The sequence below is a fragment of the Enteroscipio rubneri genome, from assembly GCF_002899715.1.
In the GTDB taxonomy this organism is placed as follows: Bacteria; Actinomycetota; Coriobacteriia; order Coriobacteriales; family Eggerthellaceae; genus Enteroscipio; species Enteroscipio rubneri.
Map to the genome: position 1 here is coordinate 178884 of NZ_PPEK01000003.1, position 23429 is coordinate 202312.

20 protein-coding genes are annotated in these 23429 nt (G+C 62.8%); 19 read left to right on the forward strand and 1 reads right to left on the reverse strand.

What is annotated here, in order from left to right; all coding sequences use genetic code 11:
* The first annotated feature begins 9 nt into the window (after positions 1-9).
* Positions 10-777, forward strand: a complete 768-nt coding sequence (recO, locus tag C2L71_RS04735; RefSeq protein WP_103264615.1) for a DNA repair protein RecO — start codon at positions 10-12, stop codon at positions 775-777.
* 39 nt (positions 778-816) lie between these two features.
* Complete coding sequence (locus tag C2L71_RS04740; protein ID WP_476729634.1) at positions 817-1101, forward strand: TIGR03905 family TSCPD domain-containing protein; 285 nt, start codon at positions 817-819, stop codon at positions 1099-1101.
* Here the strand turns inward: C2L71_RS04740 and C2L71_RS04745 are convergent.
* Positions 1086-1895, reverse strand: a complete 810-nt coding sequence (locus C2L71_RS04745) for a C39 family peptidase (RefSeq protein WP_239926361.1) — start codon at positions 1893-1895, stop codon at positions 1086-1088. The genes C2L71_RS04740 and C2L71_RS04745 overlap by 16 nt on opposite strands.
* A 203-nt stretch (positions 1896-2098) precedes the next feature.
* On the opposite strand from C2L71_RS04745, the gene C2L71_RS04750 reads away from it, so the two are divergent.
* From C2L71_RS04750 to C2L71_RS04830, 17 genes are all read left to right on the forward strand, one after another.
* On the forward strand, positions 2099-2788 hold the full coding sequence (locus tag C2L71_RS04750) for a response regulator transcription factor (RefSeq protein ID WP_103264617.1): 690 nt from the start codon (positions 2099-2101) through the stop codon (positions 2786-2788).
* A gap of 20 nt (positions 2789-2808) precedes the next feature.
* Positions 2809-3960, forward strand: coding sequence for a sensor histidine kinase (locus tag C2L71_RS04755; RefSeq protein WP_103264618.1), 1152 nt, complete (start codon positions 2809-2811; stop codon positions 3958-3960).
* A 276-nt stretch (positions 3961-4236) separates the two neighbouring features.
* Positions 4237-4524 carry a 30S ribosomal protein S15 gene (gene rpsO / locus C2L71_RS04760; RefSeq protein ID WP_103264673.1) on the forward strand — a complete coding sequence of 96 codons (288 nt, stop codon included), beginning with the start codon at positions 4237-4239 and terminating at the stop codon, positions 4522-4524.
* A gap of 146 nt (positions 4525-4670) precedes the next feature.
* Positions 4671-6899, forward strand: a complete 2229-nt coding sequence (gene pnp, locus C2L71_RS04765; RefSeq protein WP_103264619.1) for a polyribonucleotide nucleotidyltransferase — start codon at positions 4671-4673, stop codon at positions 6897-6899.
* Between the two features lie 169 nt (positions 6900-7068).
* On the forward strand, positions 7069-7845 hold the full coding sequence (dapB, locus tag C2L71_RS04770; RefSeq protein ID WP_103264620.1) for a 4-hydroxy-tetrahydrodipicolinate reductase: 777 nt from the start codon (positions 7069-7071) through the stop codon (positions 7843-7845).
* Positions 7846-7931: 86 nt separating this feature from the next.
* Complete coding sequence (dapA, locus tag C2L71_RS04775) at positions 7932-8825, forward strand: 4-hydroxy-tetrahydrodipicolinate synthase (RefSeq protein WP_103264621.1); 894 nt, start codon at positions 7932-7934, stop codon at positions 8823-8825.
* 191 nt (positions 8826-9016) lie between these two features.
* A complete protein-coding gene (locus C2L71_RS04780) occupies positions 9017-10894 on the forward strand; it encodes a ribonuclease J (RefSeq protein ID WP_103264622.1) in 1878 nt (625 codons plus the stop codon).
* Positions 10895-10990: 96 nt separating this feature from the next.
* Entirely contained in the window at positions 10991-13534 is a 2544-nt protein-coding gene (locus C2L71_RS04785; protein ID WP_103264623.1) for an FtsK/SpoIIIE family DNA translocase, read from the forward strand.
* Positions 13535-13547: 13 nt separating this feature from the next.
* Positions 13548-14600: a helix-turn-helix domain-containing protein gene (locus C2L71_RS04790; protein ID WP_103264674.1), complete on the forward strand. Its 1053-nt coding sequence runs from the start codon at positions 13548-13550 to the stop codon at positions 14598-14600.
* Between the two features lie 133 nt (positions 14601-14733).
* Complete coding sequence (locus C2L71_RS04795) at positions 14734-15231, forward strand: YajQ family cyclic di-GMP-binding protein (RefSeq protein ID WP_103264624.1); 498 nt, start codon at positions 14734-14736, stop codon at positions 15229-15231.
* Positions 15232-15246: 15 nt separating this feature from the next.
* Positions 15247-16644 carry a 30S ribosomal protein S12 methylthiotransferase RimO gene (gene rimO, locus C2L71_RS04800; protein ID WP_103264625.1) on the forward strand — a complete coding sequence of 466 codons (1398 nt, stop codon included), beginning with the start codon at positions 15247-15249 and terminating at the stop codon, positions 16642-16644.
* Between the two features lie 4 nt (positions 16645-16648).
* Positions 16649-17902, forward strand: a complete 1254-nt coding sequence (gene pgsA / locus C2L71_RS04805; protein WP_103264626.1) for a CDP-diacylglycerol--glycerol-3-phosphate 3-phosphatidyltransferase — start codon at positions 16649-16651, stop codon at positions 17900-17902.
* Positions 17903-18143: 241 nt separating this feature from the next.
* The gene (gene recA / locus C2L71_RS04810) at positions 18144-19202 is read left to right on the forward strand and encodes a recombinase RecA (RefSeq protein ID WP_103264627.1); all 1059 of its coding nucleotides are present in this window, start codon (positions 18144-18146) and stop codon (positions 19200-19202) included.
* 1 nt (position 19203) lies between these two features.
* Entirely contained in the window at positions 19204-19863 is a 660-nt protein-coding gene (locus C2L71_RS04815) for a regulatory protein RecX (protein WP_103264628.1), read from the forward strand.
* A gap of 372 nt (positions 19864-20235) precedes the next feature.
* Positions 20236-21768, forward strand: coding sequence for a ribonuclease Y (gene rny, locus C2L71_RS04820; RefSeq protein ID WP_103264629.1), 1533 nt, complete (start codon positions 20236-20238; stop codon positions 21766-21768).
* Positions 21769-21781: 13 nt separating this feature from the next.
* Positions 21782-22882, forward strand: a complete 1101-nt coding sequence (locus tag C2L71_RS04825) for an ATP-binding protein (RefSeq protein WP_103264630.1) — start codon at positions 21782-21784, stop codon at positions 22880-22882.
* A gap of 197 nt (positions 22883-23079) precedes the next feature.
* On the forward strand, positions 23080-23424 hold the full coding sequence (locus tag C2L71_RS04830) for a stage V sporulation protein S (RefSeq protein WP_103264631.1): 345 nt from the start codon (positions 23080-23082) through the stop codon (positions 23422-23424).
* The last annotated feature ends 5 nt before the right edge of the window (positions 23425-23429 follow it).

A 23429-nucleotide genomic window follows, 5' to 3' on the forward strand; every position in this document is an offset into this window, starting at 1 on the left:
CGCGCTTCTATGGCCTCCGCGACCTATGACGTGCGCGGCATCGTGTTGCGCAAAACGAAGCTCGGCGAGAGCGATCTCGTTTTGACACTCATCGTCGAGGACGGCTCGCAGATTCGTGCGGTGGCGAAAGGCGCCCGCAAACCGACAAGCTTCGCGTCGCGCCTAGAGCTCTATTCCGCAGTGGATGCTCTCGTCGCACGAGGGAGAAGCCTCGACATCGTGAAGGAAGCGCGCCTCGTCGAAAGCAACGAACGGCTGCGCCGGGATTTGGAGCATGCGGCAGGAGCCGCCCCCATGGCCGAGCTGCTCGACCGTATCACTCAGCTGGGACTCGAGAACCCGCGTCTGTTCGATCTTTCCCGCACCGCGTTCCGAAGCCTTTGCCGCGTCACCGCTTCCCAAGTGCCTGCCATTACAGCCGCGCATCTACTCAAGACGCTCGCCTTCGCAGGACTGCGGCCCAGCTTGGATGTCTGCGTCGGCTGCGGCAGACCGCTCGAAGCTGATTCCATTGACAGCCTGGTGCCGGTTTCGTTCCGCGAGGGGGGCATCGTGTGCACCGCCTGCAATGCGAGCATCGAGACCGTGCTTGAGCCCATGCCTGCGATCGCCTGGTGCCGCACGCTCCTCGCGTCGACGTTCGCTGAGATCGAGGCTATGGACGCGGGCCCTGCCGCGGGGTTCGCGGCGCTCGGATTCTGCCGGCAATGGATACGCGATCACGTCGGATCCGACTTGAAATCCCTGAACTTCCTGTTCACCTGCGGGTTGTTCTAGGCCGTCTGCGCCGCCCCGCCTTGGCGCCCTCGCGGCGCTGTGGCAGAATACAGCTCGAATGAGAGGAGCGCTATCATGTACACGTACACTCCCCGCGGTGTCTGCTCGCACGAGATCCACATCGAGCTCGACGGAGATCGCGTCTCCCACGTGGACTTCGTCGGCGGTTGCAACGGCAACCTGAAAGCCGTGTCGAAGCTCATCGAGGGCATGAGCGTGGAGGAGGTGGCCGCCGTGCTTGAGGGGAACACCTGCGGACGGCGGTCGACTTCCTGCGCCGATCAGCTCGTGCGCGGCCTGCGCAAAGCTCAGGCCGCAGAATAAGCCCAAAGATTACGCGCCTGGCCGAGGATGTCGTCGAAGCTCCAAGTCCGATTCGTGCGCTCCGGGCTGTTGGGATCGCGGACGATGAGCTTGCCGTTCTCGTCGATCCCAACAAGAACGATGAAGTGACCCGTCGTTGTGAAATCGCCTGGTCCCATGCTGCAGATGACGTACGATCCGCCGAGAAGGGCTTGGCGGACACTCATCTCGTCCGCGGGCAGCTCTTCGGCCGAAAGGCCGATCTGCGACGCTCCTTCGGTCATGAACGACCAGGTCGTACCTTCAGGCGTGATGCACCCCATGCGCTCCGATATCGCGCCAATGTCGGTTGGGAGCAGGTCGTTGCGGCCCGTGAGCCCGATGTAGACCATGGCCATGCAGGTAGGTCCGCACCCTGATTCCGCGAAGCTGTCGTCGCCGTAGCGCGCGTCAGCCCAGGCGACGTCGCGTTGGTACAGCTTGGGAACGTCGCCCGCATGCCAGTCGCTCTTCGGCGTGCTCTGCGGCGCATTCGAGCTTGTGTCGGGCGCGCCGCCGGCATGCGCCGACGCAGATGAAAGGGCGAGCCACGTCGCAGACGCAAACGCGACGACAGCGAGGAGGGCGGCTGCGGTAGCGCCGATGCGCCGCAAGCTTCGGCGCCGCACGAAGCGACGGTACGTTGCGGAGCCTCGGCTGTATCCCGCTGCGGGATCGAAGAGAGCCTGCCTTCCGCGCTGGTGCGCGCCGCCGACCGTTCTGGGGTGCACGGTGCGACGTCGCGCCCCTGCGGCGAACCCGTTCGAATACGTCATGAGCCTCTCCCTTCGCAAATGTATTTTCCAAGCGGCGTCTTCGTATCCAGTATCGCCGCATGCATCGTTGCCGTCCCGGAAGAAGCGGGAACCGATTTCTGAAGGTTCCTCCTGGTCTCTTAAAAATTCCTTAAAGCAACGAGCGCTGCGGGGGCGAGGGCGCTCGACCTGATACCATAAAGGCGACGATAGCGAGAGGAGCGATGGTGGGAGAAAGCAAGCGCATCGCGGTATGCGATGACGAGACGGCAATCGCCGATCTGGTCGGACAGCTGCTTACGGAATCGGGATTCGAGCCGCACGTGTTCTATGCCGGCGCCGATCTGCTGGAGGTGCACGAGCGCGCGCCCTTCGACCTCGTCATCCTCGACATCATGATGCCCTGTCTCGATGGGTTTTCCTGCTGCCGCGAGATTCGCCGGCGAAGCGACGCTCCCATCATCTTCCTCACTGCAAAAGACGAGGAGATCGACAAGGTGGTGGGCTTCGAGCTGGGAGCTGACGACTACGTGGTGAAGCCCTTCAAGCCTCGCGAGCTTATGGCTCGCGTGAAAGCCCGCATTCGCCGCGCGTCCCGGCCGGCGGAGACTCCCGGCGTGCTCGAAGCGCACGGCATCACCGTAGACGAAGGATCGTTCGAGGCGGCGCTGCATGGCGAGGCGCTCTCGCTCACGCCGAAGGAATTTGCCATCCTCGCCTGCCTCGTCCGCCATGCTGGGCGCCCCCTTCCTTCGAAGGATCTCTTCGAAACCGTGTGGAAGGAAGAAGCGAACGCCCAGAGCGCGGGCACCGTCATGGTGCACGTGCGCCACCTCCGCAAGAAGCTCGCCGCCGTCGACTCGTCCCAAGAGTTTATCGAGACCGTGTGGGGCGTGGGCTACCGCATCGGATAGCGTATTCGGAAGGGAACCTCATGACCGCCGATTCCACTCAGAAAAAGCAGCTCGTATCCGCTGTACTCAAGCGGCAGGTGCTCTACATCGCAGGGTTCACGGCCGGTTTCGCTGCGGCACTCTGGGCCTTCCTCACGTTCTTCAAGCCTTTCGTGTCGGATATCCTCTACGCGTTCGTGGGACAGAGTTGGACGCTCTACAGCATGGTCACGGTGCTGTTCTGGCCGCTTGTGGTCATCTGCTACTTCAGTGGGATCTACCTCGTCGTCCGCGCCGGCGTTAACCAGGCGTTCAGATACTTCGATCTGCTGCTCGCCTCGGTCGAGAGCATCCTGGCCAAGCGCGACGAGCCCGTATCGCTTCCGCCCGAACTGGCCGCAACGGCCCTCGCGCTCAACCAGGTGAAGACGGAGCAGGACCGTGCGGAGCGCGCCGCGAAAGCGGCCGAGGAGCGCAAGAACGAGCTCGTCGCCTACCTCGCGCACGACATCAAGACCCCCATCACGTCCATCATCGGATACCTCACCCTGCTCGGAGACTCACCCGACCTTCCCGTGGACGTGCGAGCGCGCTATACGGGCATCGCCTTGGATAAGGCCTACAAACTCGAGGAGCTGCTCGAGGAGTTCTTCGAGATCACTCGCTACAACCTGCAGAGCATCCCCATTGAGCGCTCGCGCTTTGACGGCGCGCTGTTCTGCAACCAGGTGATCGACGAGTTCTATCCGCTCGCGGAGGGCAGGGGGCTGAGCCTGTCGTATGCCGGCCCCGCCGAGCTGGAGGTGTTCGCTGATGCCGGGCGGGTCGCCCGCATACTCAACAACGTAATGAAGAACGCCGTCGCCTATGCAGACGCCGGAACCGAGGTCGCAGTGCACACAGCGCTCGCCACCGGCGCCGACGGCTTTGTCTGGTGGCAGATCACGGTCACCGACCGGGGAAGGGAGCTGTCGCCTGCGCACCTCGAGCGCATCTTCGAGAAATTCTTCCGTGCCGACGAAGCGCGCGCTTCGTCGGCCGGAGGGGCGGGACTGGGCCTGGCCATCGCCCGTGAGATCGCCCGCGCCCACGGAGGCGATATCTACGCGGCGAGCGACGCTGGCCTCACGTCTTTCACCATCTGGATACCGCAGGGGCCGAGCGTGGCCGTCCGCGCGCCTTCGGCGAGCTAACGAGCGCCTCTTCGCATAGGCTCCGCTTCCGGGCGAGGCGAGAGAAAACGAGGTGCCTTTGTGGGTAACCTGTGGCGCGCATGCTTGCGCGCTTGCCGGCATCCGGGCCTTCGCCTACAATAAGCGAGCTGCGAAAACGCAGGCGCTTCCCGCTTGGTCCGCATGTCTCACCGCATGCCCACCCAGAGGGGAGTACGAATGGCGCGCAGCCGGTTCGGGCAGCGCGCGAGCATGCGGCGTCAAAGAGGCGACCGCAAACGAAAGGTGGAGAAGCACATGGCAAGCAAACTGAGCATCACCAAGGAGCGCACGGCGGAACTCGTGAAAGAGTTCGGCAAGGGCGAAGGCGACTCCGGCAGTCCGGAGGTGCAGATCGCCATCCTCACGGAGCGCATCCGCAACCTCACCGAGCACCTCAAGGTGCACAAGAAGGACAAGCACACCCAGCGCGGTCTGATGATGCTCATCGGCAAGCGCCGCGGCCTCTTGAAATACGTCAAGAACCGCGATATCGAGGAATACCGCGCACTTATCAAGAAGCTCGGCATCCGCGATAACATCTAGCAACGAGGGCCCGCTTCGGCGGGCCTTTGTATAGCGGTCGGAGGCGCAAGGGCGCTTCTGCTCGCGGAGGCGCGAAACGTGAGTAGCCGCCGCCGAAGAAGCTTGAGCGCACTAGGGCGCCCAAGAGGAAGAGAAAGAACGAACGCATGGAAAAAATCGTCGAATCCTTCGAACTGTACGGCAAAGAGTATCGTCTTGAGACGGGCGAGCTCGCCAAACAGGCGACCGGATCGGTTGTCGTGACGCAAGGCGACACGACCGTCCTTGTGACCGCGGTTATTTCGAAGGAAGAGAAGGACTACGACTTCTTCCCGCTCACCGTCGACTTCATTGAGAAGATGTACGCCGTGGGACGCATACCCGGCGGCTACCTCAAGCGCGAGGCGCGCCCGTCCGACAAGGGCACGCTCACGGCGCGCATGGTCGATCGTCCCATCCGTCCCGGTTTCGTGGACGGTTTCAAGCGCGAAGTCCATATCGTGTGCACGACGCTCGTCGTCGACAGCGTCAACCCGCCCGACACCATCTGCGTCATGGGCGCAAGCGCGGCCCTCATGCTGGGCGCCGCTCCCTTCGACGGTCCCGCCGCCTGCGTGCGCATCGGCCGCGACGTCGAGACGGGCGAGTTCATCGTAAACCCGACGTTCGAGGAGTCGGAACGCTCCGATCTTGAACTTACCATCGCCGGCACGGCCGACTACATCTCCATGGTGGAGGCCGGCGCCGACGAGATCTCCGAAGAGGACATGCTGGCCGCCATGACGTTCGGCCAGGAAGCCATCGCCGCGTTCTGCGAGGCTCAAGCGCGCTTCCTTGATCGCGCGAACATCGAGCCGGTCGAGTGGCCCATCCATGTCGCCGACCCGGCCATCGCCGAGCGCGTCGCGCCGTTCATGGCCGAGATGTCCGCCGCGCTGCACGACGCCGACAAGCTGTCGCGCATGGGCAAGGTGGAGGAGCTCAAGGCCCGCATCAAGGAGGAGCAGTTCTCCGACGAGGAGCGCGCCGTGTGGAAGGGCGACATCGCCGCCGAGCTCAAGAAGCTCGAGAAGAAAGCCATGCGCGCCATGGTGATCGAGACGGGCGAGCGCGCCGACGGCCGCCGTCCCGAAGACATCCGCCCGCTCTACATCGTGCCGGGCTACCTGCCCCGCGTGCACGGCTCGGGCCTGTTCCAGCGCGGCCAGACGCAAGCGCTCTCCGTCTGCACGCTCGGCATGCTCAACGAGTGGCAGCGCCTCGACACCATCGACCCCGCCGAGGGCAAGCGCTACATGCACCAGTACAACTTCCCGCCGTATTGCACGGGCGAGACCGGCCGCATGGGCGCCCCGAAGCGCCGTGAGATCGGCCACGGCGCGCTGGCCGAGCGCGCCCTCATCCCGGTGCTGCCGAGCGAGGACGAGTTCCCCTACGCCATCCGCGTGGTGTCCGAGGTCCTCGAGTCGAACGGCTCGTCGTCCATGGCCTCCACCTGCGGCTCCACGCTCGCCCTCATGGACGCCGGCGTGCCCATCAAGGCGCCCGTGTCGGGCATCGCCATGGGCCTCATCAAGGAGGGCGACGACGTGGTCATCCTCTCCGACATCCAGGGCATCGAGGACTTCCTCGGCGACATGGACTTCAAGGTGTGCGGCACGGAGAAGGGCATCACCGCCCTGCAGATGGACAACAAGGCCCGCGGTCTGTCCGTCGACATCCTCGCCCGTGCGCTCAAGCAGGCGAGCGAGGGCCGGGCTTTCATCCTGAACGCGATGCTCGAGAAGATTGCCGAACCGCGCGAGGAGCTTTCGCAGTTCGCACCCCGCATCGAGACCATCCATATCCCCGTGGACAAGATCCGCGACGTCATCGGCAGCGGCGGCAAGGTGGTGCGCGGCATCCAGGAGGAGACGGGCGCCAGCATCGATATTCAAGAAGACGGCACCATCCACATCGCGGCTATCGAGGGCCTGGCCGGCGATGCGGCGAAAGCCATGATTCTCGGCATCGTGAAAGAGCCCGAGGTGGGAGAGGAATTCGACGGCGAAGTCGTAGGCATCAAGGACTTCGGCGCGTTCGTCAAGCTCACGCCGGGTAAGGACGGTCTGCTTCATATCTCGCGCGTGGCCAACGGCCGCGTGGGCAAGGTTGAGGACGTCCTTAGCCTTGGCGATATCGTGAAGGTGAAAGTGCTCGAGGTCGATCCGAACTCGGGTAAGATATCGCTCGACCGCCTTGACAAACCGGATGCTCCGGCCGCGCTGCCGACCGCCGGCCATGGCCGTCATGGCTCCGAGCACCCGACGAGCGACCGCGACAACCGACCAGGCCGCAGTGGCCGCTCTGAGCGCGGCGGCAACGGACGCACGCCGCGCAGGCGCCACGAAGGCTAGCACGTAGCAGCAGGGCCGCGTTCGCGCGGCCCTTTTCATGGGCGGTGGTAACGAGGGGCGCCGCCTCCACTTCGTAGAGCGGCGAGTGCCGATCACGTAACAGCCAATGCTCGCTTCGGCTGCAGCGTGTTAAGATTATCGGCACGCTACACGAAAGGCAGGGAGCATCATGATCAGAGTTGCAGTGGCGGGGTGCGCAGGGCGCATGGGCACGGCGGTTGTCGAAGCGGTTGGCACCGCGGACGATATGGAACTCGTCTGCGGCATCGATCCGCACGCCAGCGGACAAGGTGAAGCGTATCCCGTGTTCGCAACGATTGCCGAGGCCCTCGAGAACGCGGACTTCGATGTCGTAGTCGACTTCACGCAGCCTTCCGTCGTGGCCGACAACCTGCGCGCGGCGCTGCCAGCAGGAGTCGACTGCGTCGTGGGCACAACCGGACTCTCAAACGAGACGCTCGAAGAGCTCGCCGCGCTTGCGTCCGAGGAAACCTGCCTCTTCTACGCACCGAACTTCACCACGGGCGCCGTACTCATGATGGAGTTCGCGAAGGCTGCAGCACCATATTTTCCCGAGGCGGAAGTCATGGAGTTCCATCATTGCAACAAGAAAGACGCTCCTTCTGGCACAGCCGTGCGCACGGCTCAGATCATCGCCGAGGCGCGCGAGGGTCGCGCAAGCGAGGCGCCGGGCAAAGAGACCGAAATCGAAGGGTGCGAGGGAGCACGCGGCGCCCTCGTCGACGGCGTGCCGGTGCATTCGGTGCGTTCGATGGGCTACGTAGCCAGCCAGGAGGTGGTATTTGGCTCGTTCGGGCAGACGCTCTCCATCCGCCACGACAGCTGGGACCGCGGCTCCTACATGCCGGGCGTGCTCCTGGGCATTCGCAGTGTGGGCTCGCGATCGGGCCTGATTGTAGGTTTGGAGAACTTCATGGCGCGTTAGGACGCGTCATGGCATAATATCCGTACGAGTACGATTGTTCGATGGGTGCGGCGCGGCGCTGCACCGGTGGAAGGCAAGGTGGACGCATGTCGCAAGAGCCCCGTTTCGGCCGTATGATTCCGGCCATGGTTACGCCGTTTGACGAAAACCGGGAGCTCGATCTCGACAAAGCTCAAGCGCTCGCCGTGCGCCTCGTCGACGGCGGCAGCGACTCGCTCATCATTAACGGCACGACAGGCGAGAGTCCGACTGTGTTCTACCCGCAGAAGATAAAGCTGTTCAGCGCCGTGGTGGAAGCCGTTGGCGACCGCGTGCCCGTCATCGCGAACGTCGGTGACAACTGCACAGCCGACACGGTGGACTTCGCCCGCGACGTGGCCAAGCTCGGCGTCGACGGCTTCATGTGCGTGGTGCCCTACTACAACAAGCCCCCGCAGGAGGGCATGTACCGGCATTTCCGCACCATCGCCAACGCGGTGGAGCTGCCCATCATCCTGTACAACATCCCGAGCCGCTGCGTGGTGAACATGGAAGCCGAGACCACGCTGCGCCTGGCGCGCGACTGTGCCAACATCGTGGCCGTGAAGGAGGCGTCCGGCAAGATGGACCAGGTCAGAACCATCGTAAACGGCGCACCTGAAGGTTTCGCCGTGTACTCCGGCGACGACTCGGCCACGTTCGACATCATGAAGCTGGGCGGTGCCGGAGTCGTCTCCACCATCGGCAACGTAGCGCCCGCGCGTATGAAGGAGATTGTGGATTTGTGCGCCGCAGGCGACTGGGAGGCCGCAGCCGCGGCCAACGAGCGCTTGATGCCGCTTATGACAGGGCTGTTCGAGACCTCGAACCCCATCCTCGTCAAAGAGGCATTGAAGCTGCTGGGCTTCCCTGTGGGAGGCGTGCGCCTGCCACTGGTAGACGCTACGCCGGCGCAGTCCGAGCGTCTCGCGCAGACCATGCGCGACGTGGGAGTGCTTTAAAACACCGCCGCATCGCGGAAGCGCAGCATCAAAACGGAAGGAAGCGTCGCGCAGGCGACGCATAGACATATAACCGCGCGGAGCGGATCCCCGGATGAAACGCGCCGAAGCGCAATCGACGGGCCGAGGGCAAGCCGGATCGCCGGCTCCCCGTGCATAGGCAGCCGTTCCCGCCCGAACGAAGGAACGATATGGAAGAAAGAACCCCGCGATCTCAGCGCGGAACTGATCGTACGCGCAAAAGCGCCCCGAAAAACGACCGTTCTAGCCAAGCGTCCGAGGGAACGCGCTCGTACAAGCATGTGAAGCTCGAGCATAAGCGCCCCCAGCTCTCGAAGGCGGGACAGAGCGGTCAGCAGCGCCAAGGCGGTCAGCAGAACGCTCGGCGCAGCTTCGCCTCCCCTCAGAAGGATCCGAACGCAACACTCAAGATCATACCGCTCGGCGGCCTCGACGCCATCGGCAAGAACATGACGGCTTTCGAATGCAAAGGCGATATGATCCTCGACGATGCAGGACTCATGTTTCCCGATGACAACCATCCTGGCGTCGATCTCATCCTGCCCGATTATACGTATGTGCTTGAGAACGCTGAAAAACTGCGCGGCATCATCATCACACATGGTCACGAGGACCATACCGGCTCGCTGCCCTATCTCATGAAGGATCTCGACCGGCAGATACCTATCTACGGCACGAAGATGACGCTCGGGCTTATCGAGGGCAAGTTTGCCGAGCACAAGATCAAGAACGCAAAGCTCGTCGAAATCAAACCCGGAGACCAGGTGAAGCTCGGCTGCTTCACCGCAGAGTTCTTCGCCGTGAACCACTCCATTCCCGGAGCGGTGGGCGTGTTCTTCCAAAGCCCTGCCGGCAACGTTTTGCATACGGGCGACTTCAAGCTCGACCAGACGCCGATAGACGGGGTGACGACCGATTTCGGGGCGCTGTCGAAGTTCAGCGGCATCGGCGTGGATCTCATGATGAGCGACTCCACGAACGCGCAGAACCCCAATTTCACGCCGTCGGAGGCCGAGGTGGGCAAGGAGCTGGCGAAGATCATCGCGCAGGCGAAGGGGCGCGTCATCATCGCGTCGTTCGCAAGCCACATCCACCGCATGCAACAAATCTGCGACGCGGCGGTGGCCAACGGCCGCAAGGTAGTGGTCACGGGCCGCTCGATGATCCAGAACACCGATATCGCGCGGCGCTTGGGCTACCTGAGCATCAGCGACGCCGACCTCATCGACGCCTACGATCTCAAAGGCATACCAGCAGATCAAGTAGTCATTATGTGCACGGGCAGCCAGGGCGAGCCGCTGTCGGCGCTCGCACGCATCGCCAACGGCGAGCATCGCACCATCCAGATGGACGAGGGAGACACGGTCATCGTGTCGGCCACGCCGGTTCCCGGCAACGAGAAGGCGGTCACCCGCGTCATCAACGGTCTGGCCAAGATCGGCGCCGACGTGTACGACAAGAGCCGTGCGCGCGTGCACGTATCGGGGCATGCCGGCGCTGAGGAGCTGAAGCTCGTGCTGTCCATCGTGCAGCCGAAGGCCTTCATGCCAGTACACGGCGAGGCCACGCACCTGCGCGCCCACGCGAAGCTTGCTGAAGCGACCGGCGTTCCGCATGAGAACGTGTTCATCTGCGAGAACGGCGAGAGCCTGGAGCTTTCCGCGCGGGGCGTGCGCCGCGGCGCCGTCGTGCAGAGCGGCATCGTGTTTGTGGACGGCCTCTCGGTAGGGGACACCTCGCAGGGCGTGCTCGATGAGCGCAGCGCCCTCGCAGCCCAGGGTTTCGCATCCGTGGCAGCCGCCATCTCGGGAAAGCGCAAGAGCCTTGCAGGAGCCGTGCAGCTCGAGATGCACGGCATCACGGGCGGAGACGACGAGTTCCTCGTGCATGAAGCACAGGCTTCGGTAAAGAGCGCGCTTGAGAGATCGCTTGGCAAAGGCGGCGGTTCGAAGGAGCTCAAGAAGGCCGCCCGCGACGCGCTGCTGTCGCTGCTCTGGGAGCGCACGAAGACACGTCCGATGGTCATCGTGAACTTGCTCGAAGTTTAGGCTATAATGGCCGAAACGCACCCTGGAGGAGCCTGTTCGGCGTCGTGGCGCATGGCTTCTCGAAACGCAGATCAAACGCAGCAAAAGGAGTAGGGCGTGGCCCGTCAATCAGCATCCGCTACCAAATCGAAGGCGAAAGCGCGCCCCTCGTCGCCCGCCAAGCATAAGGGCCGCGCGGCGTCGCCTTCCGAGAAGGCGACGAAGAACGGAAAAGGCGCGCGCCCGGAAGTCGAGGATCGGCGTCTGCTCGATGAGCGGACCCGGCGTGACATCGCGGGCGTCGCCTTCGCTGTATTGGCGGTTGTGCTGTTCGTGGCGGCCGTGCTGCCTGCGAATGCGCTCGTCACGTCGTTCGTCTCGACCGCCCTGCACCTCACGCTCGGACTGGGCGCCTATCTGTTGCCGTTCCTGCTCCTCATCGTCGGCGCGAGCTTCCTCGCACGCTTCGAGCGGGAACGTGTTCCTTTGCGTGTGGCCGTGGGTCTCGTCTTGATCTTTGTCGCCGTGCTCGCGCTGCTGGCGCTGTTCACCCCCGAGGGCGGTTCCGATCCGGCCGCGCTCCTGTTCGAACCCGATCAGCTGTCCGCGCGGGGCGGCTACGTGGGAGCGGGCATCGCCTGGGCGGGCCTGATGCTGTTCGGCCAGGTCATCTCATGCATCATTATGTTCGGTGTGATTGCAGTTGGACTTCTTGTCATCGGTTTCTCGCTTTCGGGCCTTGTTGAGCGCGTGCAGGACGCGCGCCGGGCTCGGGCCGAAGACGGCGACAGCGTCCTCCCGGCGCCCCCATTCGCCCGCGTAAGCCGCTCGGGCGCTGCGAAACCCCCTATCATTCCCATCATGGGAGAAGCGCAGGAAGCGGCAGCGACAAGCGCGCTGCCACGCGGCCTCAACGCAGGCGACTCCTCGGGTCGCCGCTCCAAGCCGCGGCGCGCATCCCAACCGCTGGCGACGCAGGAGCTGCCCGGCCGTGCAGCCCGAAGCGAGGAAACGGAAGCTGAACCCGCACAGATGCTTACGCGCAAGCTCGGAAGCAAACGGGGCGAATCCTCGAGCAAGCCGGAGAAGACTGCGGCCGCCCCGTCGAACTCCACGCCGCTCGCAGCGCCGCGACCTGCCGACGGGTTCGAGCTACCTCCCCTGGATCTGCTGGCTACCTCCAAGAACACCAAGAAGGATCAGGCTTCCGACGCCGAGCTGAAAGAAACGGCGGCCTGCTTGCAAGAGACGCTCGAAGATTTCAGCATCATGGCCGAGGTCGTGGGCTGGGTTGCCGGGCCGACGGTCACTCTGTTCAAGGTGGATCTGCCTGCAGGCGTGCGCGTTAGCCGCATCACGGCCCTCGAGGACGACATCGCGCTCGCGCTCGCTGCTCCCGGAGTGCGCATCTTTGCGCCGATCCCCGGTACGAACTATGTCGGCATCGAAGTGCCCAACCGAACGCGGCAAAACGTGCTTTTGGGCGACGTGCTCAAAGATGCAGGCGCCGGCCCGCTGCAAATCGCCATCGGAAAAGACGTCGAAGGACGCTCCATCGTATCCGATTTGGCAAAGATGCCGCACCTCCTCATCGGCGGTACCACCGGATCCGGCAAATCGGTGTCCATCAATGCCATGATCATGTCTATCCTCATGCGCGCCACCCCCGCCGAGGTGCGCTTCATCATGGTTGACCCCAAGCGCGTCGAGTTCACGCCCTACAACGGCATCCCGCATCTCTATGTGCCGGTGGTCACCGAACCTCGCGAGGCCGCGAGCGCGCTATCGTGGGGAGTGGCGGAAATGGAGCGGCGCCTTAAGGTGTTCAGCAAGGCGGGCGCACGCAATATCGGGCAGTACAACGCAAAGGTCCAGGCAGAAATCGCCGCACAGGAGAAGGCGCGCGAAGCCGGCGAAGAGCCTCCCGCGGGCGAGCTGGGCGCGGAACTGCCTTACATCGTTATCATCATCGACGAGCTTGCCGACCTCATGATGAACGTCGGCAAGGAGGTGGAGTTTTCCATCAGCCGCATCGCGCAGCTGGCGCGCGCGGCTGGCATCCATCTCATCGTGGCCACGCAGCGCCCCTCCACGAATGTGGTGACGGGTCTCATCAAGGCGAACATCACGAACCGCATCGCGTTCAACGTGGCCAGCGGAATCGACAGCCGCGTGGTTCTCGATACACCGGGTGCAGAAAACCTCATCGGGCTGGGCGACCTTTTGCTGTCGAAGCCCGAATACGCCAAACCTCAACGCATCCAGGGCTGCTACGTATCCGAAGACGAGATCAATGCGGTCGTCGGCATGCTCAAGAAGCAGGGCGAACCCGAGTACCACTCGGAGATTCTTGCGACGAACCTCATCACGCTCGGAGCGTCCCAGCCTGACGGCAGCGGCGGGTCCGGCTCTTCGGACGACCCGCTTATTTGGGAGGCAGCCGAGATCGTCGTCTCGAGCGGCTTGGGTTCAACATCGAACATCCAGCGACGCCTCAAAGTGGGCTATTCGCGCGCAGGGCGTATAATGGACATGTTGGAGGAGAAGGGCGTTGTGGGCCCGCCGAACGGCAGCAAGCCCCGCGACGTGCTCGTGGACGCCATGGAACTCGAGACGCTGAAGGCCTTCGAGGCCAACGATGGTTCGGGACCGGACAAGTGACGAGGTGGCGCAGGTGACATTCGGAACGATTCTGCGGGACGCCCGCGAACGCAAGGGCTACGACCTGGCATCGGCCGCTCGGCGGCTGCGCATTCGCCCCGATATCCTCCGTGCCATCGAGGAGGGCGATTTCGCGTCCATGCCCCCGCGTGGCTACACGCGCAACATGGTGAACGCCTACGCTCGTCTCGTCGGGCTTAACCCGACCGAGCTTACGCGTATGTACCTCGATGAGGCCTATGCATATCAGGTAGGAAGGGCTCGCAACCAAGCACAACCGGCCACAGGCTTCAATATGGGCGGATCATCGCGCACGAGGGCATCCCGCCAGCGCGACCACGGCGCAGAGCAAGAGCGCGAGCGGGAACCCCGGCAGAACGCATTCGGACGCACGCTCTACGATGACCGGCACGACTACGGGACGCGTGCGGGAGGGTCTTCGCGCCTGTATTCCGAGGACCGCACACATCCTAGCCGCCATGGGGCGCTGCCGAGCACCCAATACACGAACTTTTACGCGGGGCCGAAGGCGACAGGCGCTGTGCAGTCGAAGCTTCCGTTCATCGTAGCCGGTGCTGGCGTGCTCGTGCTGCTTCTTGTCGTACTGCTGCTCGTATTCAGCTGCGGGAACAAGGAGTCCGAGTCGGATGTTCCGAACGTCCCTATCACCGGGTTGACCGACACGACGCAGCAGGGTGGAGGCGACGAGGGCGGTGAGCCGCAGCCTGCTCCGGTCGCAACACCGCCATCGAAGGCGACGTTCTCCTATCAGGTGGCCGACGGAAGCACCGCATACATCGAAGTGTACGAAGGCGACGGCGGCGCCACGGTAGCCGAAGACATCTCCGGCCCGGCCGAGCGTTCGTTCGACGTCTCCAGCACGCTCAAGTTCGTCACCACCAATCCCGAGGCAGTGACGATATCCGTCGACGGGGCGGAGGTCGAACCGACCGACGAGCGGGGATCGGGCGTCTACAGCTACACGGTAGACTTCGCCGCTATCCTCGCCCAATGGAACGAAGAGCACGCCGGCGACGACGGAGGAGCGGATCCTGCGGCGTCCTGACCGAATCTCGCCGCCGCTGCTGTGGAACCCCTCTGAAAGAGCGGGTCGGAGCCTCGAAAATGCGCTATGCTGTGCGCGAGCAAATCATGAGCGGCCCGCCAGCGCGGGCCGCCTTGTACGGAAGGGAGCACTCATGGCGAAGGAATCCAGTTTCGACGTCGTATCCACCGTGGACATGCAAGAGGTTGACAATGCCTTCCAGCAGGCTAAGAAGGAGTTGTCGCAGCGCTACGACCTCAAAGACTCGGGTGCAGAGATATCGCTCGATAAAGCGGGCAAAGCCATTACGGTGGCGGCGCCGGCCGATTTTGTAGCGAAGCAGGTCATTGACGTCATCAGCTCGAAGTTCGTGCGCCGCGGCATCGATCTAACCGCTGTCAAGTGGAGCGATCCAGAAGCGGCTGCCGGTCAAAGCGTGCGCCAGAAAGCCACCATCGTCGAGGGCATCGACAAGGAGGTGGCAAGCAGGATTAACAAGGATATAAAAGCCACGAAAATGAAGGTGAAGGTGCAGATCGAAGGCGACAAACTGCGCGTCAGCTCGCCGTCGCGCGACGCGCTTCAGGAAGTTATCGCCTTTTTGAAAAACAACGACTACGGTCAGCCGCTTCAGTATGTCAACTACCGCTAGGACGGTCGCTTCATCATGATACCTTCACCTGATGCGACACCCGAATCGCCGCGCGTCGCGTTCGTCACGCTCGGATGCGCAAAGAACGAGGTGGATACGGAACACATGCGCACGCAGCTTATCAGTGCAGGATTCATGATCGAGGACGATCCGGCCTGTGCCGACGCTGTAGTGGTGAACACCTGCTCGTTCATTCAGAGCGCCACCGAGGAGAGCCTCGAAGCCATCTTCGATGTGGCGGGACTTGCCAACATCGCAGCAGGTGCCCCGCTCATCGTTGCAGGATGCATGCCTGCACGTTATGGTGACGATCTGGCTGACGAGCTTGTCGAAGCGCAGGCGTTCGTCCCCTGCAGCCGCGAGGATGACATAGCCTTGGTGCTCGCGAAAGCCTTGGGGCGCCAGCTCGAGCATCGCGCATTGTCCTGCTCGCCGCGTTCCGTCACACCGTCAAGCGAAAGCGCTCCTGTCATCCCGGATGGAGCGTTTCCAGACGCGCAAACGGATGACTTTTCTTGGGCAGCGCATCGAAGAGCGCCCTTTGCCTACGTGAAGATATCCGACGGCTGCGACCGCTTTTGCTCGTACTGCACCATCCCGTTCATTCGCGGTCGCTATCACAGCTTCCCCTTTGCTCACGTACGTGCGGAGGTTGCAGCGCACGCCGCCGCAGGTACGCGCGAAATCGTGCTCATCGCGCAAGACACGGGGCGCTGGGGCGAGGACTTCGATGACGCCTCGTCGCTTGCCGAACTCGTATCCGCGCTGGCGGAGGAGTTTCCCGACGTGTGGTTCCGCGTCCTATACCTCCAACCGGAAGGCGTGACCGACGATTATCTTGAGGCAGTCGCGTCACACGCCAACGTGTGCCCCTATTTCGACATTCCGCTCCAGCACGTCGATGCGGGCATCCTGCGCGCTATGAACCGCACAGGATCGCGCGAGGAGTTCCGCTCGCTTGTGGAGCACGTGCTGTCGCGCGTGCCGGACGCCACGCTGCGCACGACGCTCATCGCCGGCTTCCCCGGCGAGACGGACGAGCAGTTCGAAGAGCTGTGCGCTTTCGTCGAGGAAGGCCTGTTCGACTACGTGGGCGTATTTCCGTTTTCACGAGAAGAGGGCACGCGCGCCTTCGATCTGCCTGGCCAGGTGGATGAGGACGAAAAGGCCGACCGTGCGCAGCGTTTGCGCGATCTGGCCGACACCGTCTGCTGCCCGCGCATTGCCGCGCGCGTCGGACGCGAGATGGACGTGCTTGTGGAAGGCGTCGAAGAAGACGGCCAGCTGTTCGGACGCGCTATGTGCCAGGCTCCCGAAGTTGACGGCGTCACGTACCTCGCTGCAGGCGAAGCGGGAGATATCCGCCGCGTCGTCATAACCGACACGCTGCTCTACGAAATGGAAGGGGAGTGAGGCGATGACTCCGAATGGCGCTGCGCACGAGCGGCTTTGGACTCCGGCGAACATCGTCACATTGCTGCGCATCTGCCTCGTGCCCGTGTTCGTCGTCGCCATCATTAGTCCGTGGCCGGCCTACTTCCCGTTCTGGCCGGATGCCGAGACGGCTAAGCCATGGGTTGCCGCTGGCATCTTCATCCTCCTGGCCGCCACCGACGGGCTCGACGGGTATCTGGCCCGCAGCCGCGGCGAGGTGACGAACTTCGGAAAGTTTATCGACCCCCTGGCTGACAAGATCCTTGTGGCAGCGGCGCTGCTCGCGCTGATCGAACTGGGGGTTCTGCCCTCATGGGTGGCGCTCGTCATCCTCGCGCGCGAGTTTATCGTCTCAGGCATTCGCATGGTTGCGGCAAGCCAGGGCGTGGTCATAGCCGCCAGCTGGTACGGCAAAGCGAAGACGGTCACGCAGATCGTCGCCATCGTCTTGTTCATCGTCAAGGACAGCGTGGTCATCACCGATCCGCAGGGTGTGCTACACAACCCTCTCTACCTCTTCTCATGGGCTGTCATGCTGGCAGCGCTCGCGCTTACCATCGTCTCGATGCTCGACTACTTCGTAAAGGCCAAAGAACTGCTGGGCTTCACTCCGTCGGGTCGGCGCGCTGCGCGCGTCGAGGAACATGACGCCGGACAACCCGATTCGATATTCCTCGACGAGGCCGAGCAGCGGGTTCTTTCTGACGACATGGTCGCGAGCATCGAACTCGAGGCACTGAATGCGCTGGCGACGACGGTGCTCTCGGCTGCATGTGCCGCCGGCAGGACCATCGGTACCGCCGAAAGCCTAACCGGCGGTCTGATCGCCGCTACGCTCGTCAACGTGCCGGGAAGTTCCGAATCCGTAACGGGGGGCGTGGTGAGCTACACCGAGGACGTGAAACACGGGATTCTCGGCGTTGGCCGCGAGACGCTTGCACTCTGCGGCCCGGTCAGCGAGGAGACTGCTTGCGCCATGGCTGAGGGGGCCCGCCGCCAACTTGGCTGCGATATCGCGGTTTCGGCGACCGGAATTGCCGGTCCGGGAGGAGCCGAGCCGGGCAAGCCGGTGGGAACCGTGTGGATCGGCCGTGCCGATACGGCGCTCACCTGCGCCCGCTGCTGCCATTTTCCCGGCACGCGCGAGCAGGTGCGCCTGCTCACCGTGCGCGCGGCGCTTGAGTTTCTGCTGGAGGTCCTCGAGGGTGCGGCCGCAGATAGCCTGCGCGATCGTTGAGCCTTTCCTTCGCCGATAATCCGCTAGCTGCGCGCTTGATGTGCGCTGGAAGCGCATTCGATTCCGACGGATCAGCAGGCAATACATGCAAGATGCCGGCCATCTGCGCGCTGAGAGGACACGCTATGCTGGTTTGGCAAGCTCGTTTCGCGAAAATGCTTGACGCTCAAACATATGTTCGTGTACTATAGATACTGGAATCAGGCCGCACTGCGCATACGGCAGGAAGAGAAGGAAGCGCATGAACGACGAAAAATCGAAGATGCTCAAACTCACGACCGACCAGATCGAAACGAAGTTTGGCAAAGGCTCGATCATGAAGTTCGGCGAGGGTGGACATGACCTAAACATCGGAGTCATTCCCACGGGAGCCCTGCCACTCGATGCAGCGCTCGGCATCGGGGGCGTTCCCCGCGGACGCATCGTAGAGATATACGGCCCCGAGTCAAGCGGCAAGACAACGCTCGCCCTCCAGATCATTGCGGAAGCGCAGGCTATGGGGGGCATCGTGGCCTTTATCGACGCTGAGCATGCGCTCGATCCCGTATATGCGGCGCGGCTCGGCGTGGATATTGACGAAGTGCTCATCTCCCAGCCCGACACAGGCGAGCAGGCGCTCGAGATCTGCGACATGCTCGTGCGCTCGGGTGCAATCGATGCAATTGTCGTCGACTCCGTCGCAGCGCTCGTGCCCCGCGCAGAGATCGAAGGCGAGATCGGCGACACAACGGTAGGCCTGCAGGCGCGCCTCATGTCCCAAGCCCTGCGCAAACTGGCCGGTTCGCTCTCGAAATCGAATACCACCTGCATCTTCATCAACCAGCTACGCGAGAAGATCGGCGTAATGTTCGGCAACCCGGAAACGACAACCGGCGGTCGCGCGCTCAAGTTCTTCTCGAGTGTGCGCATCGACATCCGCCGTATCGACTCCATCAAGAACGGCGGCGAGATCGTGGGCAACCGCGTGCGCGCCAAAGTGGTGAAGAACAAAGTGGCGCCGCCGTTTCGCCAAGCTGAGTTCGACCTCATGTACGGCGAGGGCATTTCGAGAGAAGGCTGCATCGTCGATATGGCCGTTGAAGCCGGCGTAGCCAAGAAGAGCGGCGCGTGGTATACCTACGGCGAGGAGCGCCTCGGCCAGGGTCGTGAAGCAGCAAAGCAGACGCTGCGCGAGAATCCCGACTTGCGCGATGAGCTGGAGACGAAGGTGCGCGAAGCCTTCGAAATCCCCATCGTCACGCGCACGACCGAGGAAGCCGATGCTTTGACGCCTGTCGCCAAGCCAACCAAGAAAAAGTAACATGGCCGATGACGAGGTGAAAGCCCGCCTACGCGCTCAAATCGCAGCTATCGAAAGTAGCGGCCGCGCGGCGGGCGAGGGCGGAAGAGAGCGCAGCCTCGAACCTGCCGTGTCGGCTCGTTCATTGCCGCTCGATGGCGAGGACGCGTCCGATAGGGGGCATGCGCAGGTCTCCCGCCCCCCGAAAGCCGGCGAGGATGGCACGGAGAGCGAGCAGGAGCGGGCCTTCCGCAAAATCGAGCGGCTCGCCTGTCATCGCGAGCAGGCGAGCGAAGCGCTGCGAGGTCGACTTACGAGAGAGGGCTTTGAAGCCGCAGCCGTCGACGAGGCCCTTGCGCGTGCCGAGCGTTGCGGGCTCGTGGACGACTGCCGATATGCGGAGGTGCTCGTTCGCAGCCGCCTTGCGCAGGGACGAGGTCGGCGGGGCATCGCAGCCGAGCTGGCTGGTCTCGGCATCGATGCGGAGGTGGTCGCGCCGCTCTCGAACGGCTCCATGGAGGACGGCGGCGAGGTCGAGCGTGCGCTCGACCTTCTTCATCGCAAGCCCCCTCGAGCGAAGAACCGCCGGGAAGCCGCCTACCGTCGACTCATACAGAAGGGCTTCGCCGCAGACATCGCCGTAACGGCCGCGCGCTTGTGGTGCGACGAAAATCCTGGCTGATATGCGCAAGTTCGCTCGGAACGTCCGACTGGTGCAGCTGAGGAGCGCTTTCCGCATATTCCGTTTTGCCGGCCTATTCGACCGCCGGCGGCCGAATAGGCGCTCTTATCGCATACCCGACTTCGTCAGCCTTGCTTTGCAGCGGCGGTTTTCGGGTAATTTTTTGTCAGGGCTTTTACAAACCGGTCACAAGCCCTATCATATGTTATAGCTTGAGTGATACGTGCCCGAACGGGTACTTCTAGTATAGATAAGTTCATAGACGTCGCTTGTTTTGCGCGCGTTCGCTCATGCCCGGTTTTGCCGGGATTTTTTATGCCTTTACCGAACGAACAGAACAACATCGAACATGCGAAACGAAAGGGGGAGCGTATGCCCGAAGCAATCTGGCTTCTTGTCGGGGCCATCATCGGCATCGCCCTCGGCTTCGTCATCACCCGCTTTTTGGTCAACGCGTCCACCAAGCGTGCGGCCCAAGAAGCGGAATCAGTGGTTGCCGATGCCAAGCGGCAGGCCGAGACGCTGCGCCGCGAGGCCGTCGTCGAAGCAAAGGACGAAGCTCTGAGAATCAAGCAGGAAGCCCAAGCGGAAAACAAGGAACGCATGCGCGAAGTGCGCACGGCAGAGAACCGTATTTCCCAGCGCGAGGAATCGCTCGACCGTCGCGTCGAATCGCTCGATGCGCGCGAGCATCAGATCTCGTCGATGCAAGGCCAGCTCGAGCGCCGCGAGCGCGACCTCGATGCGCTCGAGCACGAGGTGGGCCGACGGTTGGAGCGTGCGGCCGGCATGACGCCCGAAGAGGCGAAGGCCGAGCTGCTCAACACCCTCAAGGACGAAGTGGTTCACGAGCAGGCCTCCATCATCCGCGACGCCGAGGCGCGTACCAAAGCCGAAGCGGACAAGAAAGCGCGCTCGATCTTGAGCCTCGCCATCCAGCGCGTAGCAGCCGACCACTCAGCGGAGACCACCGTATCCACCATCCATATCCCCTCCGACGACCTGAAAGGACGCATCATTGGCCGGGAGGGGCGCAATATCCGCTCGTTCGAACAGCTGACTGGGACGAACCTTATCATCGACGATACGCCCGAGTGCGTTACAATTTCATGTTTCGACCCAGTTCGACGCGAGATTGGTCGCGTGACGATGGAGAACCTTGTCGCCGACGGCCGCATCCATCCTGCGCGCATCGAGGAGATGTTCGGCAAAGCCGAATCCTTCGTCAACCAGCGTGTTCAGGAGGCTGGCGAGCAGGCAGCCTTCGATACCGGCATCCATGATCTGCATCCGGAGATCGTGCGCACGCTCGGCCGCTTGCGCTACCGCACCTCCTACGGACAGAACGTGCTTAACCATTCCCTCGAAGTCGCCTACCTCGCAGGCGTCATGGCCGCAGAACTGGGCCTTGATCCCATACCGGCGAAGCGTGCGGGACTTCTGCATGACCTCGGCAAGGCCGTCGACCACGAAGTCGAGGGCAGCCACGCCGTCATCGGCGCCGATCTTGCACGCCGCTTCGGGGAGAAAGCCGATATCGTCCACGCCATCGAGGCGCACCACAACGATGTCGAACCTTCGAGCGTGCTCGACGTGCTCATCCAGGCCGCCGACGCCGTGTCCGCCGCTCGTCCCGGTGCGCGCAAGGAAACGCTCGACGCCTACGTCAAGCGTTTGGAGAAGCTCGAGGAAATCGCGAATTCCTATAAGGGCGTCGAGCGTACCTATGCCATTCAAGCGGGCCGAGAGGTTCGCGTCATGGTAGAGCCCGATACGGTGGACGAAGCGGCTACGACCGTGCTCGCCCATGACATCGCTCAACGAATCGAGAACGAGATGCAGTACCCTGGCCAGGTGAAGGTCGTGGTTATTCGCGAGAGCCGCGCGGTCGGCATCGCGAAGTAAAGGCGCGTTCGGCATGGCCGATAAAGCGCTCGAGAACTTTATAGAAAATGTCTGCGGCGATAGCCATCTCCGGGTCGAGGCCGACCTCGGGGATGGCTTTGTCCGTCTGAGGAGCGCCGAAGCCGAGCGGCGCCAAGCCGTCCACGACATCCGCTCCACTGAGGATGTCGTGATCGAGTTGCTGCGCAACGCGCGCGATGCCAATGCTCGGAGCATTTTCGTGGCGGCGACGCGAGAGGAACGACGGCGGCGCATCGTCATGGTGGACGATGGTGACGGTATACCGCCTGCTATGCATGAGCGGATATTCGAGCCGCGCGTTACGTCAAAACTCGACACCATGCATATGGACAAGTGGGGCGTGCACGGTCGGGGCATGGCGCTGTACTCTATCGCCGTGAACGCCGAAACAGCTCGGATCGCCGCATCGGATGTCGGCAAGGGCTCTGCATTCGTGGTGGAGACCGATCTCGATCGGATAGGGGAGAAGACCGACCAGTCTACGTTCCCCATTTTCGAGCGCATGGAATCGGGCAGTGTCGCCGTGCGCGGCCCGAAGAACATCCTGCGTACCGCATGCGAGTTCGCGCTCGAGAGCCGCCGGTCGTGTACGGTCTACCTCGGATCGGCAACCGACATAACAGCCACGCTCTACGAGTTCGGACTGTCGTCACTTACCTCCGCCATGCGCGCTTTCTGCGCAGATACCACCCGGCTTCCTGTCTGTACACGTCTTGCAGCGGCGCCTGACCCGGCCGAACTTGCTGACGAGTCCGCCAAACTTGGTCTTGCTATCTCCGAGCGCTCAGCCCGACGCATCATGGATGGCGGCATCGCTCCGCTTGAGCCGCTGCTTGCGCGCGTTCGTATAGGCGAAGAAGGCGAGGAGAAACCGCATCCGGCGCGCATTCTTTCAGAGGCATCCCCATCTGCTGACGCCGATCAACGCGGTCTGAAGCTTTCTCAGGACGATTTGGCTGCGTTTTCTGATCGTATTCGCGCCGCTTACGCCGAACTAGCACGCGACTACTATCTGGAGCCGGAGGTTCGTCCAGAGGTCAGGGTGGGCAAAGACGCCATTCGTATTTCCATCCCCGTCCAGAAACTCCGCTGAAGCCGTCGAAGCTGCGCAGGGGAGGCTCTCGGTCGGCCTTGCAACTCTCCTCAATCTCACCATATGCGCAGGTTGCGAACGATACGTCGAATAGGTAGAATAACAGAACGAGATCGCACCTCGAGACATGCGGCACACGGCATAGTACCCGCACTACAACAGAAGCTCATTCGAACCAGCAACGACGAAGGATATGCATGCCAACAACTGATCACAGGCCGGAGCCCGGCTGCTTGAAGGTTTCATCGAAGTCTTCCCCCGCATCTGTCGCCGGCGCCATAGCCGGCATGATCAAAGACGGCGTTTGCGTAGAGATACAAGCCGTTGGCGCCGGGGCGGTGAATCAGGCAGTGAAAGCCATCGCCATATCACGCGGCTTTCTATCTCCGGTCGGCATTGAAATATCCTGCGTGCCCTCGTTCACCGACATCGTCATCGACGGAGAGTACCGCACCGCTATCCGTTTCACCGTCGAACCTCGTTACACGCGCGGCGTCGCTTCCGGCATTTCCGATGGCCCGGACACGACCACGAATCTCTAGTACGC

What these genes read in the sequence shown, in the direction of transcription:
- recO (WP_103264615.1), top strand. Translation starts at nt 10, where the DNA reads ATGGCCTCCGCGACCTATGACGTGCGCGGCATCGTGTTGCGCAAAACG.
- C2L71_RS04745 (WP_239926361.1), bottom strand. Translation starts at nt 1,895, where the DNA reads ATGACGTATTCGAACGGGTTCGCCGCAGGGGCGCGACGTCGCACCGTG.
- C2L71_RS04750 (WP_103264617.1), top strand. Translation starts at nt 2,099, where the DNA reads ATGGTGGGAGAAAGCAAGCGCATCGCGGTATGCGATGACGAGACGGCA.
- C2L71_RS04755 (WP_103264618.1), top strand. Translation starts at nt 2,809, where the DNA reads ATGACCGCCGATTCCACTCAGAAAAAGCAGCTCGTATCCGCTGTACTC.
- rpsO (WP_103264673.1), top strand. Translation starts at nt 4,237, where the DNA reads ATGGCAAGCAAACTGAGCATCACCAAGGAGCGCACGGCGGAACTCGTG.
- pnp (WP_103264619.1), top strand. Translation starts at nt 4,671, where the DNA reads ATGGAAAAAATCGTCGAATCCTTCGAACTGTACGGCAAAGAGTATCGT.
- dapB (WP_103264620.1), top strand. Translation starts at nt 7,069, where the DNA reads ATGATCAGAGTTGCAGTGGCGGGGTGCGCAGGGCGCATGGGCACGGCG.
- dapA (WP_103264621.1), top strand. Translation starts at nt 7,932, where the DNA reads ATGTCGCAAGAGCCCCGTTTCGGCCGTATGATTCCGGCCATGGTTACG.
- C2L71_RS04780 (WP_103264622.1), top strand. Translation starts at nt 9,017, where the DNA reads ATGGAAGAAAGAACCCCGCGATCTCAGCGCGGAACTGATCGTACGCGC.
- C2L71_RS04795 (WP_103264624.1), top strand. Translation starts at nt 14,734, where the DNA reads ATGGCGAAGGAATCCAGTTTCGACGTCGTATCCACCGTGGACATGCAA.
- rimO (WP_103264625.1), top strand. Translation starts at nt 15,247, where the DNA reads ATGATACCTTCACCTGATGCGACACCCGAATCGCCGCGCGTCGCGTTC.
- pgsA (WP_103264626.1), top strand. Translation starts at nt 16,649, where the DNA reads ATGACTCCGAATGGCGCTGCGCACGAGCGGCTTTGGACTCCGGCGAAC.
- recA (WP_103264627.1), top strand. Translation starts at nt 18,144, where the DNA reads ATGAACGACGAAAAATCGAAGATGCTCAAACTCACGACCGACCAGATC.
- C2L71_RS04815 (WP_103264628.1), top strand. Translation starts at nt 19,204, where the DNA reads ATGGCCGATGACGAGGTGAAAGCCCGCCTACGCGCTCAAATCGCAGCT.
- rny (WP_103264629.1), top strand. Translation starts at nt 20,236, where the DNA reads ATGCCCGAAGCAATCTGGCTTCTTGTCGGGGCCATCATCGGCATCGCC.
- C2L71_RS04825 (WP_103264630.1), top strand. Translation starts at nt 21,782, where the DNA reads ATGGCCGATAAAGCGCTCGAGAACTTTATAGAAAATGTCTGCGGCGAT.
- C2L71_RS04830 (WP_103264631.1), top strand. Translation starts at nt 23,080, where the DNA reads ATGCCAACAACTGATCACAGGCCGGAGCCCGGCTGCTTGAAGGTTTCA.